The 18,248-nt window shown below is 59.3% G+C and carries 20 protein-coding genes and 1 pseudogene; 14 read left to right on the top strand and 7 right to left on the bottom strand.

Features of this window, described 5'->3' with window-relative positions; translation table 11 throughout:
* The first annotated feature begins 11 nt into the window (after positions 1–11).
* The 4 genes from ctaD (D3879_RS05175) to D3879_RS05160 all read left to right on the top strand — a co-directional run bounded on the left by ctaD (D3879_RS05175) (position 12) and on the right by D3879_RS05160 (position 3,705).
* Positions 12–1,787 carry a cytochrome c oxidase subunit I gene (ctaD, locus tag D3879_RS05175; protein WP_119953001.1) on the top strand — a complete coding sequence of 592 codons (1,776 nt, stop codon included), beginning with the start codon at positions 12–14 and terminating at the stop codon, positions 1,785–1,787.
* A complete protein-coding gene (locus D3879_RS05170) occupies positions 1,784–2,476 on the top strand; it encodes a cytochrome c oxidase subunit 3 (protein WP_119953000.1) in 693 nt (230 codons plus the stop codon). The genes ctaD (D3879_RS05175) and D3879_RS05170 overlap by 4 nt, the downstream gene beginning before the upstream one ends.
* 6 nt (positions 2,477–2,482) lie before the next feature.
* On the top strand, positions 2,483–3,202 hold the full coding sequence (locus tag D3879_RS05165) for a heme-copper oxidase subunit III family protein (protein ID WP_119952999.1): 720 nt from the start codon (positions 2,483–2,485) through the stop codon (positions 3,200–3,202).
* Between the two features lie 164 nt (positions 3,203–3,366).
* On the top strand, positions 3,367–3,705 hold the full coding sequence (locus tag D3879_RS05160) for a cytochrome C oxidase subunit IV family protein (RefSeq protein WP_119952998.1): 339 nt from the start codon (positions 3,367–3,369) through the stop codon (positions 3,703–3,705).
* Between the two features lie 30 nt (positions 3,706–3,735).
* Here the strand turns inward: D3879_RS05160 and D3879_RS05155 are convergent, their stop codons facing one another.
* The gene (locus D3879_RS05155) at positions 3,736–4,290 is read right to left on the bottom strand and encodes a magnesium transporter (RefSeq protein WP_119952997.1); all 555 of its coding nucleotides are present in this window, start codon (positions 4,288–4,290) and stop codon (positions 3,736–3,738) included.
* 294 nt (positions 4,291–4,584) lie between these two features.
* Here D3879_RS05155 and D3879_RS26890 point away from each other — a divergent pair.
* Positions 4,585–4,790: pseudogene (locus D3879_RS26890) on the top strand (hypothetical protein); the annotation flags it as partial.
* A gap of 15 nt (positions 4,791–4,805) precedes the next feature.
* On the opposite strand, the gene D3879_RS05145 reads toward D3879_RS26890, so the two are convergent.
* On the bottom strand, positions 4,806–5,465 hold the full coding sequence (locus tag D3879_RS05145; protein ID WP_119952996.1) for a hypothetical protein: 660 nt from the start codon (positions 5,463–5,465) through the stop codon (positions 4,806–4,808).
* A 372-nt stretch (positions 5,466–5,837) separates the two neighbouring features.
* On the opposite strand from D3879_RS05145, the gene coxB reads away from it, so the two are divergent.
* Genes coxB through D3879_RS05125 form a run of 4 tightly spaced genes read left to right on the top strand, consistent with a single transcriptional unit; the run spans position 5,838 to position 10,041 of the window.
* The gene (gene coxB, locus D3879_RS05140) at positions 5,838–6,962 is read left to right on the top strand and encodes a cytochrome c oxidase subunit II (RefSeq protein WP_119952995.1); all 1,125 of its coding nucleotides are present in this window, start codon (positions 5,838–5,840) and stop codon (positions 6,960–6,962) included.
* 11 nt (positions 6,963–6,973) lie between these two features.
* Positions 6,974–8,590, top strand: coding sequence for a cytochrome c oxidase subunit I (ctaD, locus tag D3879_RS05135; RefSeq protein ID WP_119952994.1), 1,617 nt, complete (start codon positions 6,974–6,976; stop codon positions 8,588–8,590).
* Positions 8,590–9,138, top strand: a complete 549-nt coding sequence (locus D3879_RS05130) for a cytochrome c oxidase assembly protein (protein WP_119952993.1) — start codon at positions 8,590–8,592, stop codon at positions 9,136–9,138. The genes ctaD (D3879_RS05135) and D3879_RS05130 overlap by 1 nt, the downstream gene beginning before the upstream one ends.
* Positions 9,139–9,153: 15 nt before the next feature.
* Complete coding sequence (locus D3879_RS05125; protein ID WP_119952992.1) at positions 9,154–10,041, top strand: cytochrome c oxidase subunit 3; 888 nt, start codon at positions 9,154–9,156, stop codon at positions 10,039–10,041.
* Positions 10,042–10,111: 70 nt separating this feature from the next.
* On the opposite strand, the gene D3879_RS05120 is transcribed toward D3879_RS05125, so the two are convergent.
* Positions 10,112–10,315: a twin transmembrane helix small protein gene (locus D3879_RS05120; protein ID WP_119952991.1), complete on the bottom strand. Its 204-nt coding sequence runs from the start codon at positions 10,313–10,315 to the stop codon at positions 10,112–10,114.
* Positions 10,316–10,391: 76 nt separating this feature from the next.
* On the opposite strand from D3879_RS05120, the gene D3879_RS05115 reads away from it, so the two are divergent.
* The 5 genes from D3879_RS05115 to D3879_RS05095 all read left to right on the top strand — a co-directional run bounded on the left by D3879_RS05115 (position 10,392) and on the right by D3879_RS05095 (position 14,381).
* Positions 10,392–11,120: an SURF1 family protein gene (locus D3879_RS05115; protein WP_119952990.1), complete on the top strand. Its 729-nt coding sequence runs from the start codon at positions 10,392–10,394 to the stop codon at positions 11,118–11,120.
* The gene (locus D3879_RS05110; RefSeq protein ID WP_119952989.1) at positions 11,117–11,698 is read left to right on the top strand and encodes a hypothetical protein; all 582 of its coding nucleotides are present in this window, start codon (positions 11,117–11,119) and stop codon (positions 11,696–11,698) included. Before D3879_RS05115 ends, D3879_RS05110 begins: the two co-directional genes overlap by 4 nt.
* A gap of 9 nt (positions 11,699–11,707) precedes the next feature.
* Positions 11,708–12,739 carry a COX15/CtaA family protein gene (locus tag D3879_RS05105; RefSeq protein ID WP_119952988.1) on the top strand — a complete coding sequence of 344 codons (1,032 nt, stop codon included), beginning with the start codon at positions 11,708–11,710 and terminating at the stop codon, positions 12,737–12,739.
* Positions 12,740–12,833: 94 nt separating this feature from the next.
* Positions 12,834–13,733: a heme o synthase gene (gene cyoE, locus D3879_RS05100; protein ID WP_119952987.1), complete on the top strand. Its 900-nt coding sequence runs from the start codon at positions 12,834–12,836 to the stop codon at positions 13,731–13,733.
* A 12-nt stretch (positions 13,734–13,745) separates the two neighbouring features.
* Complete coding sequence (locus tag D3879_RS05095) at positions 13,746–14,381, top strand: SCO family protein (protein WP_119952986.1); 636 nt, start codon at positions 13,746–13,748, stop codon at positions 14,379–14,381.
* Positions 14,382–14,571: 190 nt separating this feature from the next.
* On the opposite strand, the gene D3879_RS05090 is transcribed toward D3879_RS05095, so the two are convergent.
* The 4 genes from D3879_RS05090 to D3879_RS05075 form a co-directional block, all read right to left on the bottom strand.
* The gene (locus D3879_RS05090; RefSeq protein WP_119952985.1) at positions 14,572–15,366 is read right to left on the bottom strand and encodes a MetQ/NlpA family ABC transporter substrate-binding protein; all 795 of its coding nucleotides are present in this window, start codon (positions 15,364–15,366) and stop codon (positions 14,572–14,574) included.
* A gap of 61 nt (positions 15,367–15,427) precedes the next feature.
* Positions 15,428–16,102, bottom strand: a complete 675-nt coding sequence (locus tag D3879_RS05085; protein WP_119952984.1) for a methionine ABC transporter permease — start codon at positions 16,100–16,102, stop codon at positions 15,428–15,430.
* Positions 16,102–17,109, bottom strand: coding sequence for a methionine ABC transporter ATP-binding protein (locus tag D3879_RS05080; RefSeq protein ID WP_119952983.1), 1,008 nt, complete (start codon positions 17,107–17,109; stop codon positions 16,102–16,104). Before D3879_RS05080 ends, D3879_RS05085 begins: the two co-directional genes overlap by 1 nt.
* Positions 17,110–17,345: 236 nt before the next feature.
* Positions 17,346–18,212 carry a PA5502 family lipoprotein gene (locus D3879_RS05075; RefSeq protein WP_119952982.1) on the bottom strand — a complete coding sequence of 289 codons (867 nt, stop codon included), beginning with the start codon at positions 18,210–18,212 and terminating at the stop codon, positions 17,346–17,348.
* Positions 18,213–18,248 lie beyond the last annotated feature (36 nt).

The following is an 18,248-nucleotide window of genomic DNA, read 5'->3' as shown; positions in this document are numbered from 1 at the left end:
AGGATGACGTGATGGCCTATGCGGAGCAAGCTGAAACAGAATTACTGCACGAGCCCAAAAGTTTCCTGACCAAATATATCTGGAGTCAGGATCACAAGGTCATAGCCATTCAATATTCCTTGACGGCTATATTTGTGGGTCTTATCGCCTTGGTGTTGTCCGGCCTGATGCGCATGCAGATAGGCTTCCCCGGCAGTCTCGAGTTCATGGACGTCAGCACTTACTATCAGGCGATGACCATGCACGGCATGATCATGGTCATTTATTTGCTGACGGCTCTGTTTCTGGGTGGCTTCGGCAACTATCTGATTCCGCTGATGGTTGGCGCCCGCGACATGGTCTTCCCCTACGTCAACATGCTGAGCTACTGGTTCTACCTGTTATCGGTACTGGTGCTGCTCGCCAGTTTCTTTGTCCCAGGCGGCCCCGCCGGTGCGGGCTGGACGCTTTATCCGCCACAGGCGATTACCAAGGGGACACCGGGGGCCGAGTGGGGCATCGTGTTGATGCTCGTTTCGCTGGCGATTTTTATTGTCGCAACCACCATGGGCGGGTTGAACTACGTAACCACGGTGTTGCAGGCGCGCACACACGGCATGACCTTGTTTCGCATGCCGCTCTCCGTATGGGGAATCTTCATGGCCTCGATTTTGGCCCTGCTGGCCTTCCCTGCACTGTTTGTCAGTGCGGTCATGATGCTGTTCGACAAACTGCTGGGCACCAGTTTCTTTATGCCGGCGATCATCTCAATGGGGCAGCAGCTCGATCACCAGGGTGGCAGCCCGATATTATTCCAACACCTGTTCTGGTTCTTCGGCCATCCGGAAGTCTACATCGTTGCTCTCCCCGCGTTTGGTCTGGTCTCTGACTTGATCAGCACTCATGCGAGAAAAAATATCTTCGGTTACCGAATGATGGTGTGGGCCATTATTGCGATTGGTGTACTGAGTTTTGTGGTCTGGGCGCACCATATGTATGTCAGTGGAATGAACCCGTACTTTGGCTTTTTCTTCGCCATCACTACCTTGGTTATCGCGGTGCCAACTGCGCTGAAAGTCTACAACTGGGTGCTGACGCTGTGGCGGGGCGACATCCATCTGACCGTGCCTATGCTGTTTGCATTGGCATTTATCGTCACGTTTATAGTCGGCGGTCTGACTGGGTTGTTTCTCGGTAATGTGATTGTGGATATTCCGCTATCGGACACTTATTTCGTCGTAGCCCATTTTCATATGGTCATGGGTGTTGCACCGATACTGGTGGTGTTCGGCGCCATTTATCATTGGTTCCCGAAAATAACCGGGCGCATGCTGAACGACACCTTGGGTAAGCTGCATTTCTGGATTACGTTTCTGGGCACTTACCTCATCTACTTCCCTATGCACTACCTGGGTTTCCTGGGCATGCCCCGTCGCTACTACGCCTATCAAGGCTATGAGTTCATCCCGCAGTCGGCGCAAGATTTGAACGCCTTCATTACGGTGGTCGCATTGGCCGTCGGCGTTTCCCAGCTGCTATTCCTGTTCAACCTGTTCTGGAGTGTATTCAAAGGCAAGCCCGCAGGCAGTAACCCCTGGGGCGCGACCAGTCTGGAATGGCAAACGCCGAACACCCCGCCGATACACGGCAACTGGGGAGCGAAGCTGCCAGTGGTGCATCGCTGGGCCTATGACTACAGCGTACCGGGCATAGAGCAGGATTTCGTTCCGCAAACGGTCTCCGCAGAGGAGTTGGCGCATCTGCGGCAACTCAGTGCCGAAGCCAAGATAACGGACGAAAGAACATGAACAGGCAGCTATTGAGAAACACCGACAGCGCTGATCCTGGGGGCAGTTGGAGTCGCGAGCCTGAAGGTATTCAGGCAGCCGAGGGTGCCGATAGAACCCAAACCGCAAGAATAGGCCTGCGCCTGTTTCTGGCCGTGGTGAGCTCGTTATTCTTTCTCTTCCTGATCGCCTTCATCGCACGCTCACAAATGGCCGACTGGCTACCCCTGACAGAGCCCTTGGCGCCGTTAGCCAATCCATGGCAGCTATGGCTGAATTCGGCTTTTCTGGTATGCAGCTGCATTGCACTGCAGTGGGCGCGTATGGCCGCCCGACAGGCTCAACTTGGCGGAACCGTCATTGGCTTTGCATTGGGGGGTGTATTTGCAATTGCTTTTCTGACGGGACAACTCTGGCTCTGGCAGCAGTTTGTCGCCTGGGGCTACTTTGTCTCCAGCAATCCGGCCAACAGCTTCTTCTACCTGTTGACCGGCCTGCATGGACTTCACCTGCTGGGTGGGCTGATAGCCTGGAGCAGAACCGTCGCTAAGTTCCTGCATCGCGTGCCGTTGCCGCAACTCAGTGCCAGCGTAGAGCTCTGTGCCATCTATTGGCATTACTTGCTGGGTCTTTGGTTCGTGCTATTCGCCCTGCTGACCAGCACACCGGAAACCTATGAAGCCATCGCCAGATTCTGCGGCCTGAGGTGAAAAGCCATGGCATCGCACCCTGAAGCCCCCGGGGAGTCCAATTCATCCAGTCCGCCAAGCTCGCCCGACACGCTTGCACCGGGATGGCAGGGCATCGCCCGCGACTGGTCCTCGGATAGAGACGCCTTTAAACAGGTCCCCTGGGGCAAGGCGATGATGTGGATATTCCTGCTCAGCGATACTTTTATCTTCACCTGTTTTTTAACCGGCTACATGTCGGTGCGCATGACCACCACCGCGCCCTGGCCGAACCCCAGTGAAGTGTTCGCATTGACGATCGGCGGTAACGAAATCCCACTTATTCTGATCGCCATCATGACCTTTGTACTGATCAGTAGCAGCGGCACCATGGCCATGGCAGTCAATTTCGCCTACCGCCGTAATCGCGTCAAAACTACTGCCCTGATGCTGGCGACCGCAGCCTTTGGTGCGACCTTCGTCGGCATGCAGGCATTTGAATGGAGCAAGCTCATCGCAGAAGGGGTGCGCCCCTGGGGGAACCCCATGGGGGCGGCGCAATTTGGTGCCAGCTTTTTCATGATTACCGGTTTTCACGGGCTGCACGTGTCAATCGGTGTCATTTACCTCAGCATTGTGGCGCTGAAAGTATTGCGGGGAGATTATGAGCGCTCCGGAAACTATCAGATCGTCGAGATAGCCGGGCTTTACTGGCACTTCGTGGATTTGGTGTGGGTGTTTATTTTTGCTTTCTTCTATTTATGGTAAGTCTAAGAGCCTGCTCACGATCGTCGCGAGCGAAGGTCAGGCAAGGCAAAAATGGCTGAGGAAGCGGAGTTTACAAGTTGTAAATGAGCATTCCGAAGCCATTTTTAACGCAGCATGGCCGAGTGCAGTAGATCGTGAGCAGGTTCTGAAGAGGAGCACTGACGATGGCGCATATTCAGGGCCAACAACATCCGATTAGTTTGTACCTTAAAATTTGGGGGCTGTTATTCGTCCTCAGCACCATGTCGTATCTTGTCGACTATTTTCACTTCCAAGGCTACTTGCGGTGGTCCCTGATCGTCACTTTCATGTTGTTGAAGGCGGGTTTAATTGTCGCCATCTTTATGCACATGGCCTGGGAGCGATTGGCCATGGTCTACGCCATATTGGTGCCACCTTTGTGTTTACTGGTGCTCGTCGGACTTATGGCCACCGAGGCGGACTATGTTTTCCTTAGTCGGGTAATTTTCTTCGGGCAAAACGCTACTCCCGGAGAACCTTAGGTATTCACGGGCTCAGCATAGGAAATGGCACTATATCGTTCGCTTGAACTGATGCCATCTATGCAGCCAGGCTACTATCCAGTGAGGGGCTGCTGCTCCCGTGCCGGCGATCGTCAGCCTTGGATGATGTTCGATTACCCGGTCCAATACTGATTCCTGACCCGGCTCAACATCCACGAAAAGAATATGCTCGCCTTCTTTTACCTGCTGTTTGAGGCTGCGGAAGTGGGTGTTTGGCACCTGGATACCAAAAAAGCCGCCTTCCCAGATGCAAAAGCCCAACACCACAATGGCAAGGAAGATAAACGGCACCCAGCCCGCGGCGGATTCAGTCCAACCCAACCAATAGGCGCCGCCAATGATCAGCGCCGCAAGTGGCACGCCTATCACCGCACCAATCTCGCCAGAGTGAACAACATCTTGTTTCATCAAGGAGTTCACGTCGTGGAGATGATGCTGTTCTACATCAGCATCCTTTTCACTGAGCACATGGATCTGTTCGGTGCTGATACCGTTGGCTTCCAATTCATTTTCAACGGTTTCAAGATCGTCCAGATTGTCACTGATGTAATAGTGCCGATTCATGGCATACCTCCTACTTCGTGTTTGCTGTAGACCCCCCTATCCCGCAGCCGTTAACCGAGATTTGCAGCCGCTATCCCTACCCGTGAAGAACGTTGCACACGGGTCTTGCGATCCAAGAGCAGTATAGCACTCACGCCGGAACGCCTATCATTCAACTCCATCAACGTCAAGCTATAAAAGCAGCATCAGGTCCTGACGTGTCCGACGAATTCTGCATCGCAGCGCCACCAGCGAGTTCGCTCAACGAGGTCAGAAGCAGGCCCTCAGATCGGCCAAACCCTAGTTTAGAGCTGCCGGAAAACCAGGGGCGTCAGTGAGTCGCATGACCGCCGCTGCGGCGCCCGGATGCGTGGTGAAGGGCTGTTTGCTGGTAGCGCTTCAAGCTGGCGCTCAAATGCCTGGGGCTGAACAGGCGTGAGGGTTTCAATCTCGACTGTTCGCGCTTTTGCCCGTCGGTCGGGCAAAAGCGCTGGTGTAGAGACTTAGCTGTAGAGGCCTAGTTGGCAGCGATCTAATCAGCTCGCCGCGCGTTGCGCTTGATCGAACTCCAGCTCGACGCCGAGCTGGCGTGAGAGGCATGGCCAGCGTTTCCAGGCGGCATCCGTTGTTGGGCTGGTCAGGCGTTCGCGATAAGCCTGTACCGAGTCTTGGGCAAACATCGCAGCGTCCAGCATGCCCTCGACCGCATGGTGTACCGCTTCGTCCAGTTGGTTGGCGAAGGGTTCACCGATCAACTGGTGGGCGATCAGATTGGCCGTCGTGGTATCCAGCGGAATCAACGGCTGGCCGAGGTGGGTGATGTAGCGATCATTCACTTCCTCGACCAGACGATGCGCCAAATATGCCTCGTCGAGCAGACCATCTAGGCCTTCATGGTCGGCCATTAGCGCCGGCGGCTGGAGGAAAAACTGCTCGGCCACCTTCAGCACCGGCTTGATCTGCGCCTCGATCCCGGCCTCTCGAGCCACTTGATTGGCAGCATCCAAGACATCTGGAACCTGCTCCACATACGCGGCGACGAAGCGCGTTAAGACACCTGGGGCATCGCTGGCCGGCAGGCGGATGGAGGGGTGTAGGCGCACCAGTTTTCCCTCGAGTTGGCGCGCGAGGTGACCGCTGGTGGCTTCGTGTAGGTGCGCACGCTGAATCAGTTCGCGCAGGGCGGCGGTGTTCATGACAGCTCCTGAAATAAGGACATGGGTGAGAAAGAAACAAAGACCATAGCTCGCCAGACGCCGTGGCTAAGACTCGATTGTCATAATTATTTAATGGTTATGCGAGCGTGTTATATCGAGTGTTTACGACGGTTTTCCTCCCGCAGCAACCGGGGCGTTTAGGACAAGCCTTCGGCGGCTTTGGTCATTTGCGTTTCGACGTTGCCAGGACGAAGTCGCCGTCTATACTCCGATTCGAAAGGCGTCACCTGATGGAACCGGACTGAGCTACGGCAAGGCGAGGTTGCGGCAGTTAAAGTCGGTTTTTAGCAGCCGCTCCCTTGGCCGCAGGCACAGCCGGCGGGATAACAAGAATGATAAGGGGAACCCGCAATGATGCGACATCCACGAGTCTGGGTGGGACTCCTGCTGTGGTCGGTATTCAGCCAAGCGCAAGCCGCCTGGACAGTGAATATGGCGCCGGGCGCTACGGTGGTCAGCCACGCAGTTTTTGATTTGCACATGACCATCTTCTGGATCTGCGCTGTCATCGGCGTCGTGGTGTTCGGCGCGATGTTTTGGTCGATGATCGTCCATCGGCGCTCCACCGGTCAGGTGGCGGCTCACTTCCACGAAAGCACGACGGTAGAGATTCTCTGGACCGTGGTGCCCTTCGTGATCCTGGTGGCCATGGCGATTCCGGCGACCAAGACGCTGATCGACATCTACGACAGCAGCGAGTCGGAGCTGGATATCCAAGTCACCGGCTATCAATGGAAATGGCACTACAAATATCTGGGCCAGGAAATTGAGTTCTTCAGCAACCTGGCCACCCCCGCCGAACAGATCAATAACCAAGCGCCCAAAGACGAGCATTACCTGCTGGAAGTTGACCAGCCATTGGTAGTGCCAGTTGGCACCAAGGTGCGTTTCCTGATTACTGCCGCGGATGTGATCCACTCCTGGTGGGTGCCGGCGCTGGCGGTGAAGCGCGATGCGATCCCTGGCTTCGTCAACGAGGCATGGACGCGGATCGAGCAACCCGGCCTCTATCGTGGGCAGTGCACCGAACTGTGCGGCAAGGACCACGGTTTTATGCCGATCGTGGTTGAAGCCAAGTCGAAAGAAGATTTCGCCACCTGGCTGGCCGCGCGCAAGGAAGAAACGCTCAAGCTCGCGGAGCTGACCAGCAAGGAATGGACCCGCGAAGAACTGGTTGCGCGGGGTGACAAGATCTATCACACCACCTGCGCCGCCTGTCACCAACCCGAAGGCCAGGGCCTGCCGCCGATGTTCCCGGCGCTCAAGGGCTCGAAGATCGCCACCGGACCGAAGGAAGACCACCTGAAGATCGTCTTCAACGGCAAACCCGGAACCTCCATGGCCGCATTCGGCAAGCAACTGTCGGAAGTCGATATCGCCGCGGTGATCACCTACGAGCGCAACGCTTGGGGCAACAACGTCGGTGACATGGTCACCCCGAAAGACGTGTTGGCGTTTAAACAGGCTCAGGAATAGGAAGAATGACTATGAATGCCGTGAACGACCATCCCGAGCATAGCCACCTGAGCAGCGAGCAGGATCATCATCACCATGGCCCTGCCAAGGGGCTGATGCGTTGGGTATTGACCACCAACCACAAGGACATCGGCACGATGTACCTGTGGTTCAGTTTTGCGATGTTCTTGTTGGGTGGCTCCTTCGCCATGATCATTCGCGCCGAGCTGTTCCAGCCCGGCTTGCAGATCGTCCAGCCGGAATTCTTCAACCAGATGACCACCATGCACGGCCTGATCATGGTCTTCGGCGCGGTGATGCCGGCCTTCGTCGGCCTGGCCAACTGGATGATCCCGCTGATGGTCGGTGCGCCGGATATGGCCCTGCCGCGGATGAACAACTTCAGCTTCTGGCTGCTGCCGGCGGCGTTCGGGCTGTTGATCAGCACGCTGTTCACTGCCGCTGGCGGGCCGGACTTCGGCTGGACCTTCTACGCGCCGCTGTCCACCACCTACGCACCGGAAAGCGTGACCTTCTTTATCTTCGCCATTCACCTGATGGGCATCAGCTCGATCATGGGCGCGATCAACATAATCGCGACCATCCTCAACCTGCGCGCCCCCGGCATGACCCTGATGAAGATGCCGCTGTTCGTCTGGACCTGGCTGATTACCGCCTTCCTGCTAATCGCGGTTATGCCGGTACTGGCTGGTTGCGTGACCATGATGCTGATGGACATCCACTTCGGCACCAGCTTCTTCAGTGCTGCCGGCGGCGGCGACCCGGTGCTGTTCCAGCATGTGTTCTGGTTCTTCGGGCACCCCGAGGTGTACATCATGATCCTGCCGGCCTTCGGTGCGGTCAGCTCGATCATTCCAGCTTTCTCGCGTAAGCCGCTGTTCGGCTACACCTCGATGGTCTACGCCACGGCGAGTATCGCCTTCCTCTCGTTCATCGTCTGGGCGCACCACATGTTCGTGGTCGGCATTCCCCTGGTGGGTGAGTTGTTCTTCATGTACGCCACCCTGCTGATCGCCGTACCCACCGGGGTCAAGGTGTTCAACTGGGCGAGCACCATGTGGCAGGGCTCGCTGACCTTCGAGACACCGATGCTGTTCGCCGTTGCCTTCGTCATCTTGTTCACCATCGGCGGTTTCTCCGGGCTGATGCTGGCCATCGCCCCGGCAGACTTCCAGTACCACGACACTTACTTTGTGGTGGCGCACTTCCACTATGTATTGGTGCCGGGAGCGATCTTCGGAATCTTCGCTTCGGCCTATTACTGGCTGCCGAAGTGGACTGGCCACATGTACGACGAGACCCTCGGCAAGCTGCACTTCTGGTTGTCGTTCGTCGGCATGAACATGGCCTTCTTCCCGATGCACTTCGTTGGCTTGGCGGGCATGCCCCGGCGGATTCCGGACTACAGCCTGCAGTTCGCCGACTTCAACATGATCTCCTCGATCGGTGCCTTCAGCTTCGGTGCCACGCAGTTCCTCTTCCTGTTCATCGTCATCAAGTGCATCCGTGGCGGCGAACCCGCGCTGGCCAAGCCGTGGGATGGGGCAGAGGGCTTGGAGTGGACGGTGCCCTCACCAGCGCCTTACCACACCTTCACGACGCCACCGGAAGTTGAAGTGAGCCGCTGATGAGCGAAGCCCTGAGTACACGTCGCCTGGTTACCCGCCTGCTCATCCTGGTGGTGGTGATGTTCGCCTTCGGCTTCGCTCTGGTGCCGATTTACGACGTGATGTGCAAGGCGTTCGGCATCAATGGCAAAACGTCCGGGGCTTATGCGGGCACGCAGACAGTGGACGAGCAGCGCCAAGTGCGTGTGCAGTTTATCGCCACCAATGCGGCCGACATGGTTTGGGAGTTCCATCCCGAGGCGAACGATTTGCTCGTGCATCCAGGGGCGGTCAACGAGATGAAGTTTATCGCGCAGAACCCGACCGACAAGCCGATGACGGCCCAGGCAATTCCCAGTGTGGTGCCGTCTGAGGCGGCGGCGTACTTCCACAAAACTGCATGCTTCTGTTTCACCCAGCAGGTGCTGCAACCGGGTGAGCGTATCGAGATGGTGGTGCGCTTCATCGTCGACCGAGACCTGCCCAAGGATGTGCACCACCTGACCCTCGGTTACACGCTGTTCGATATCACTGCACGTCATCCGCCCGTTGCCAGCAACGGCGGATAACGAAGGAGAACAATAATGGCAACCCACGAGCAGTATTACGTTCCGACCCAGAGCAAGTGGCCGATCATCGCCACAATTGGACTGCTCACCACTGTCTACGGCCTGGGCACCTGGTTCAACGACTTGAAAGCTGCGCGCCCGGACTCCCATGGCCCGCTGATCTTCTTCGTCGGCGGCCTGTTCCTTGCCTACATGCTGTTCGGCTGGTTCGGCACCGTGATCAAGGAAAGCCGCTCCGGCCTGTACAGCGCACAGATGGACCGCAGCTTCCGCTGGGGCATGAGCTGGTTCATCTTCTCCGAGGTGATGTTCTTCGCCGCCTTCTTCGGCGCGCTGTTCTACGTGCGTGTGCTGGCCGGGCCCTGGCTCGGCGGCGATGGGGCGAAAGGCGTGGCGCATATGCTCTGGCCGAGCTTCGAATTCGCCTGGCCGCTGCTGAACAACCCGGACTCCAAGCTGTTCCCGCCGCCCAAGGAAGTGATCTCGCCCTGGGATCTGCCGCTGATCAACACCATCCTGCTGGTGAGTTCCAGCGTTACCGTGACCTTCGCCCACCATGCGCTGCGCAAGGGCCATCGCAAGCCGCTGAAGCTGTGGCTGGCGCTGACCATCCTGCTCGGGCTGACCTTCCTGGCATTCCAGGCCACGGAATATGTCGAGGCTTACCACGAACTGGGCCTCACCCTGGGCTCGGGCATCTACGGAGCCACCTTCTTTATGCTCACGGGCTTCCACGGGGCCCACGTGACGCTGGGGACGATCATTCTGACGGTGATGCTGGTGCGCATCCTGCGCGGGCACTTCGATCCCGAGCACCACTTCGGCTTCGAGGCGGCCGCCTGGTACTGGCACTTCGTCGATGTGGTGTGGATCGGCTTGTTTACCTTTGTCTATGTGCTTTAAATGGAGAGCTGAGCCCTAAGCCACAGGCTGCAAGCAAAAGCGCTTACCACTTGAAGCTTATGGCTTACCGCTACCAGGGCGCGTGGCTCACCAACTGCCCGCTGTAGAAACCCCAGGCCACTAGAGCCAACGTGAGGGCTGCAAGGGTGACACGCACGGTCAGGGCGTAGGCCACGCGGGAGGTGCGGCCTTGATCCTTGACCAGAAAGAACAGACCGCTGAACAGACTGACTACGGTTGCCAATAGCATGAAGACGATCGCCGCTTTGAGCATGGCGTGACTCTCGGATGTGGGGAAGGGGAATGCAGTTCAGTATAGCCAGTCACACGGGTGGATTCGGGAGGGCTGCATGAGCCGCTTTCGTCCCGGTCTGGCGCCAACCCTGGTGGTGTTGGCGCTACTGCCGCTGCTGATCGCTCTGGGCTTTTGGCAGTTGTCCCGCGCAGAGGAAAAGCGCGTCCTGCTGGCCAGTTATGACGCACGTCGCAGTGCCGGCCCTATCGATATCGTCGAGTTGGAGCACAGCACCGATCCGGCTTATCGGCGTGTGCATTTGTACGGCCATTTCGACGAGCAGCACAGCCTGTTACTGGATAACCGCACTCGTGCCGGACAGGTCGGCATCGAATTGCTCCAACCCTTCTACGATCAGGCCAGCGGTCTCTGGTTGTTGCTCAACCGTGGCTGGCTGCGCTGGCCGGATCGCCGCACGCCGCCAGTCTTCAGCACCCCGGATACGGCTCTGGGCCTGGATGCCTGGGTCTATGTGCCGCCGGGCGCTACCTTCCAGCTGCAAGCCGACCAACCGAGCCGCGAGTGGCCGCGCCTGATCACCGCCGTTGAGCCAGGCACCGTCTGGGAGCAGTTGGGGCGCGCCGGGTTGCCGTATGAACTGCGTCTGGAACAAGGGCCTGCGGCCTATCAGGCCGACTGGGCCGTAGTCGCCATGGGGCCGGAAAAACACCTGGGTTATGCCGTGCAATGGTTTGCCCTCGCGGCAGCTCTGTTCGGCCTGTTTATTTATCTCGGATTGCACTCTGTATCTGGTAGTGCACAACGCGCAGGGGAATCGTCATGAATCCAGCCATAATCCTGTCTGATGCTTCGCCTAGCCGTCGTCGGGGGCGCTGGCAGCTGTTGCTACTGCTGGCGCTGACTATCGGGCCGATGGTGCTGGCGACAGCCATGTACCAATGGCGGTTCTGGGTGCCGGATGGGCGTAATTATCACGGTGAGCTGATCGGCAATGGCCAAAGCCGGGCTGATTTGGGTGTGCAATCCGCCGAAGAAACACGCTGGCAGATATTGGTTACCGCTCCGCAAGACTGCGCTGAGGACTGCCGTCAGCTCGTCTACCTGGCGCGGCAAATTCAGATCGGCCTCGGCCGCGAAGCCTCACGCGCCAGCCATGCCCTGGCCAATGCGCAGCCACTGGCGGATGACTACAGCGCCAAGCTTGCGCGCGAATATCCCCAGCTCGAGCGTTTCTCGCTGGATGCACAGGCCTATGACAAGGCTACCGAAGGCGGCAGCGCTGCGCAGCTGTGGATCATCGATCCGCACGGCAACCTGGTACTGCGCTATGACGCCAAAGTCAAAGGCAAAGCCGTGCTGAATGATCTCCGCCATCTGCTGAAACTGTCGAATATCGGCTAAGGACGCGTTATGGCCAAATCCGGATTCCGTCTCGCCCTGCTGGCTACCGTGCTGGCTGTCGTCGTGGTGTTGCTTGGCGCATACACCCGGTTGACTCACGCCGGCCTTGGTTGCCCGGACTGGCCCGGCTGCTACGGCTTTATCGGCGTACCGAAAACCGAGGTGCAGTTGGCCCATGCCGAGCAGCATTATCCGGAGGCACCAGTAGAGGCGCAGAAGGGCTGGAACGAGATGGTGCACCGCTACTTCGCCGGTAGCCTTGGCTTGCTAATCCTCAGCTTGGCCATCCTCGCGCTACGCCGCCGCGGTCAGCCGGACCAGCCATTGAAATTGCCACTGCTACTGCTCGGTGTGGTGATCGCCCAGGCGGCCTTTGGCATGTGGACGGTGACCTTGAAGCTTTGGCCGCAAGTGGTTACCGCCCACCTGCTCGGGGGCTTCACCACCCTGGCCTTGCTGTTTCTCCTGACTCTGCGTTTATCCGGCACTTTAGCGCCGTTGCCAGCGGTGCCTACCCGACTGCGCCGCCTGGCGGCGTTGGGGCTGCTGCTGGTGATCGGGCAGATTGCCCTGGGTGGCTGGGTGAGTTCCAACTACGCGGCGGTGGCCTGCATCGATCTGCCCACCTGTCATGGCCGATGGTGGCCGGAGATGGACTTCGCCAACGGCTTTCACCTGACCCAGCATATTGGTCCCAACTACCTCGGCGGCCAGCTGGATAGCGACGCGCGTACCGCTATTCATCTGACTCACCGACTTGGTGCCCTGGCGGTGACGCTGGTGCTGCTGACACTGGCCTGGCAACTGCGCAGAGCAGGGTTTCCGCGTTTGGCCGGGTTGCTGGTGTTGGCCTTGGCCGTACAGGTCAGCCTGGGCGTGAGCAACGTATTACTGCACCTGCCGCTGGTCGTCGCCGTCGCCCATAACGGCGGTGGCGCGGCGTTGCTGCTGGTGCTGGTGTTGGTCAATTACCGGCTGCGAACCGCAGTCGGCCGGGTCAAGCACGGTTCCGTAGGGTGGGTTAGCCGCACTGCGGCGTAACCCACCTTATGGTCGAGTAAAGCAGGGTCGAGTTAAACGGTGGGCTAGGTCTTCGACCTGATCCCCCTTACGAATAACAAGAAGGAGAGACGCCATGGCCACTCTACTCAGCGAACAACACAGCCAAGCCCTCTGGCGCGACTATTTGGAGCTGACCAAACCCAAGGTCGTCGTGCTGATGCTGATCACCTCCCTGGTCGGCATGTTCCTTGCGACCCGCGCCGGAGTGCCTTGGACCGTGCTGCTGTTCGGCAACCTGGGCATCGCGTTGTGCGCGGGCGGCGCCGCGGCGGTCAACCATGTGGTGGATCGGCGCATCGACGCGTTAATGGCGCGCACCCATAAGCGGCCGCTCGCTGAAGGCCGGGTGTCTCCCGCCGCGGCATTGGCTTTCGCGATGTTCCTGTCGGTCGCCGGGCTGGTCATTCTGCTGGCCTTCACCAATGAGCTGACGGCCTGGCTGACCCTGGCCTCGCTGCTGGGCTACGCAGTGCTCTACACCGGCTTTCTCAAGCGTGCCACGCCGCAGAACATCGTTATCGGTGGGTTGGCTGGCGCTGCACCACCGCTGCTCGGCTGGGTGGCGGTGACTGGGCACCTGAGCGCGGAGCCGCTGCTTCTGGTGCTGATCATCTTCGCCTGGACGCCGCCGCACTTCTGGGCCCTGGCCATTCACCGCAAAGAGGAATACGCCAAGGCCGACATCCCGATGTTGCCGGTGACCCACGGCGAGCATTACACCAAGGTGCATATCATCCTTTACACCCTGGTGTTGCTGGCGGTCAGCCTGCTGCCTTATGTCATCCACATGAGTGGAACGCTCTACCTGGTTTGCGCCGTGGGTTTAGGCACACGCTTTCTGCACTGGGCCTGGGTGCTGTACCGTGACAGCAAGCCACATGCGGCGATTAACACCTTCAAGTACAGTATCTACTACCTGTTCCTGTTGTTTATCGCTTTGCTGGTCGACCACTACCTGCTGCTGAACCTCTGAATTGTCGAGCCTATGACCCGTACCCAAATTACCGTTTTCGTTCTCGTGGCCTTCGTTGCGCTAGTGCTCGGTTTGACCGTGCATAAAGTGCTCAATGGTAGGAGCCAGGGGGACCCGGCGGCGCTGATCGATGCCGGCATCATTTTGCTGCCACAAAGCCGCACTCTGCCGGAGTTGAGCTTGACCAATCAGGCAGGGCAACCCGTCGCTGTCGATCAGCTCAAGGATAAATGGAGTCTGCTGTTCTTCGGTTACACCTTCTGCCCGGACATCTGCCCGACCACCCTCGCCCAGTTGCGCGAACTCAAGGGCAAGTTGCCGGAAGAGGTGCGTAGCAACCTGCAGGTGATCCTGGTCAGCGTCGATCCGCAGCGCGATACGCCGCAGCTACTCAAGCAGTACCTCGGTTATTTCGACCCGACTTTCCAGGGCCTGACCGGCGAGTTGGTGAGCATCCAGAAGCTGGCTAACGCGGTGAGTATCCCGTTCATCCCGGGCGATACCACGAAGGAAAACTACACCGTCGATCACAGTGGCAACCTGGTTATCATTGGGCCGGACGGCAGGCAGCGCGGCTTTATTCGCGCGCCCTTGAACAATGAGAAACTGGCCGTGCAGCTACCGGTTCTGTTGCAAGGCAAAGATTGATTCAAAGCGTTCGCGCATAAAAAAGCCCGCTCAGATGAGCGGGCTTTTTGCATTGATGATGGTTCCCACGCTCCAGCGTGGGGACCCTTGCCAGGACACTCTGCGTCCTTTCACAGGGCAGACGCGGAGCGTCTCAGGCGGCGTTCCCACGCGGAGCGTGGGAACGATCAAAAGGCGGGGACCCAATAAACTAGAACGCCGGCACGATCGCGCCGTGGTATTTCTCCAGGATGAATTGCTTCACCTCCGGGCTGTTCAGCGCTTTGGCCAGTTTCTGCATCGCGGCGGAATCTTTGTTGTCCGGGCGCGCGACCAGGATGTTCACGTAAGGCGAGTCGCTGCCTTCTATCGCCAGGGCATCTTTGCTCGGGTCGAGTTTGGCTTCCAGGGCGTAGTTGGTGTTGATCAGCGCCAGGTCGACTTGGCTGAGCACGCGCGGCAGGGTCGCGGCTTCCAGCTCACGCACCTTGATGCTTTTCGGGTTCTCGACGATGTCCTTCGGCGTGGCGAGGATGTTGTGCGCGTCCTTCAGTTTGATCACGCCGACTGTATTCAGCAGCAGCAACGCCCGGCCGGCGTTGGTGGCGTCGTTGGGGATCACTACGCTGGCGCCCTGCGGCAGCTCGCTCAGGCTCTTGAACTTGCTCGAATAAGCGCCGAAGGGTTCGACGTGCACGCCGGCGACGCTGGCCAGTTGGGTGCCTTTGCTCTTGTTGAACTCATCCAGGTACGGCTGATGCTGGAAGAAGTTGGCGTCCAGACGCTTCTCGGCCACTTGCACGTTTGGCTGCACATAGTCGGTGAAGACTTTGACCTTCAGCTCCACGCCTTGTTTGGCCAGGGCCGGCTTGATGAACTCGAGGATTTCCGCGTGCGGCACCGGGGTGGCTGCGACGGTCAGGGTTTCGCTGGCCTGGGCGGCCAAAGCCGCGGCAGCATTGGAAAGCGCCGCCACGGCAGCGAAAGCAGCTAGTAGTTTTTTCATCGTGTGCTCCTTGTGGGATGTCAGTCGGGGCGGCGGATAGCCGCTCGTATAGCCGAGGGTTTTATTTTCTCGAGAAGTGCACCACCAGCTTGTCGCCGACGGTTTGCAGAATCTGCACCAGCACCAGTAGCAACACGACGGTGACCACCATCACGTCAGTCTGGAAGCGCTGGTAGCCAAAGCGGATTGCCAAATCGCCGAGGCCGCCGGCTCCCACCACACCGGCCATCGCCGTGTAGGACACCAGCGTGATGGCGGTGACCGTGGTGGCGGCGAAAATGCCTGGGCGGGCTTCCGGCAGCAAGGCATTCAGGATGATCTGCTTGGTGCTGGCGCCCATGGCCTGGGTCGCCTCGATAATCCCGCGGTCGACCTCGCGCAGCGCGGTTTCCACCAGGCGGGCGAAGAACGGTGTGGCGCCGACCACCAATGGCGGAATGGCGCCGGCCACGCCCAGCGAAGTGCCGGTCAGCAGTACGGTGAAGGGGATCATCACGATCAGCAGGATGATGAACGGCAGCGAGCGCAGTACGTTGACCACTAGCGAGAGCAGCGCATACAGCGCCTTCTGCTCGAACAGCTGTCGCGGTCCGGTGAGGAACAGCAGCACGCCAAGCGGGAGCCCCAGCAGAATGGTGAACAGCAGCGAGCCGCCGAGCATCAGCAGGGTGTCGAGGGTCGCCAGCCAGATCTCATACCAGTCGACGTTGGTGAAGAAGGCCAATAGAGCATCCATCAGCGCAATACCTCCACATGCACATCGGCAGCCTGGAAGCGCGTCAGGGCTTGCTCGAAACTGCCACCGGTCAGGGCCAGCGTCAGTTGGCCGTAAGGGGTTTGCTTGATGCGGTCGATGCGCCCGGCGAGGATGCTGTAATCCACCCCGGTCTCCCGCGCCACGGTACCGAGCAGCGGTGCATAGGTCGCTTCACCCTGAAAGGTCAGGCGCAAGATGCGTCCCGGGACATGGGCGAAATCATCACGCTGTTCGCTCTCATCGATCTGCTCGGCCTCCAGCACGAAGCGCTTGGTGGTCGGGTGTTGCGGATGCAGGAACACCTCGGACACCGGGCCTTGCTCGACGATCACCCCGGCGTCCATCACCGCCACGCGGTCGCAGACCCGACGGATCACGTCCATCTCGTGGGTGATCAGCACGATGGTCAGGTTCAGCTCGCGGTTGATCTGCGCCAGCAGTTCCAGCACCGAGGCCGTGGTTTGTGGGTCGAGGGCGCTGGTGGCCTCGTCACAAAGCAGGATCTTCGGCTTGGTCGCCAGCGCGCGGGCGATGCCGACACGCTGTTTCTGCCCGCCGGACAGCTGTGCTGGATACTTCTTGGCGTGCTCGCTGAGGCCGACCCGTTCGAGCAGCTCGGCAACCCGTTGCTCGATTTCGCGGCGCGACAGTTCGCCGGCCAGCTTCAACGGCAGGGCGACGTTGTCGGCGACGCTTTTCGAGGCGAGCAGATTGAAGTGCTGGAAGATCATCCCGACCTGCTGGCGGAAGCGCCGTAGGCCGTTGGCGTCCAGCGCAGTGACGTCTTCACCGTCGATCTGGATGCGCCCGCCGGAAGGCTCTTCCAGGCGGTTGATCAGGCGCAGCAAGGTACTTTTTCCGGCGCCGGAGTGGCCAATGATGCCAAACACTTCACCGCGGGCGATGGCCAGGTCGGTTGGCTGCAGGGCCGGAATGTCGCGACCACTGACGCGGTACGCCTTGTGGACGTGGTGGAAATCGATCACGCGTTAAACCTTTTGGGTTTGTCGGTCTGCCGGATAGGCATAAGGGGGCGCTAGTCTACCCGGCGCCTCATAGGCCGCAAAAATCTTTATAGGCCTATGGTTATAGCTGAATCGCGTAGGGTGGGTTAGGCCAGCGGCCGTAACCCGCCATCCGATCCAGTGGCGTATTCCATAGCGACGCCTGTCGGCATCGACGGTGGGTTACGCCGCTGGCGCCGCTAACCCACCCTACGGTATCAGCCTTTCGCTTGCGGGCTGAGCAGCAGGCGTGGCACTTGTTCCGGCTTGAGTACCTGCGACAGGCGCGGGCTGAAGCTCGGGTCGATTTTTTTGATCCGTGCCGAGAGCAAGGCGGCCACCCAGGGGAAGTCCTTGGCCTGGCGGACTTCGATGCGCACCGTGCAGTTAAACGCCACGACATCGGCGGCGACCGCATCGAGCAAGCTGCGCAGACGTTCATTGTCCTGCGTGTCCAGCATCGGCAAGGGGATCGCACTGCTACTGGCCGTTGGGTCGATCAAGCGGGCCAGCGGTTTGCTCGGCGGCGCAGCGGGCGTTGTTGCCGGCGCTGTGCTGGGCAGTTGGCTGGCTTTGCTGGCGGCGGCTTGACGCTCGGCGGCCAAGCGCAGTTGCCGGGCCTGTTCGGTACGCGCGGCAGCTTCACTGGCGGCGGCTTGCGTCGCGCGGCTGCGGGCCTGCTCGGCGGTGCTCAGCTCAGTTGCACGAGCCTGGGCGATGGCGCTATCCAGGCCGGTGGTCAGTGCCGGGGCTTGCGGCATAAAATCGCGGGCATGGCTAAGGGCCTTGGTCGCGGTATCCAGATCGCCCTTTTGCAGTGCGCTTTGGCCTTGCTGCAGATAGGCCTCGGCCAGCTGGCGTTGGTACTGTTCCAGGCGGGTATCGCCGACGGCGCGCTGTTGCAACGCGCTGAGTTGGCTTTCGGCCTCGCCCAGTTGACCGCTGGCCAGGCTCTGATCCAGCTGGCGGAACGCCGTGATCAGCTCATCGGTCGGCAGGGTGGTCACTTTTGACGGGCTCTGGCATGCCGCTAACAGCAGGGAAATCGCCACAATGGGCAGACAACGGGAGGCGAACGGCTTCATTCCTGCAACTCTCAAATGGCGCAAAAAACACGCGAG

This window comes from Pseudomonas cavernicola, assembly GCF_003596405.1.
Taxonomy (GTDB): Bacteria; Pseudomonadota; Gammaproteobacteria; order Pseudomonadales; family Pseudomonadaceae; genus Aquipseudomonas; species Aquipseudomonas cavernicola.
The sequence above is the reverse complement of the archived record's forward strand: the minus strand, read 5'-3'. Positions and strand labels throughout refer to the sequence as shown.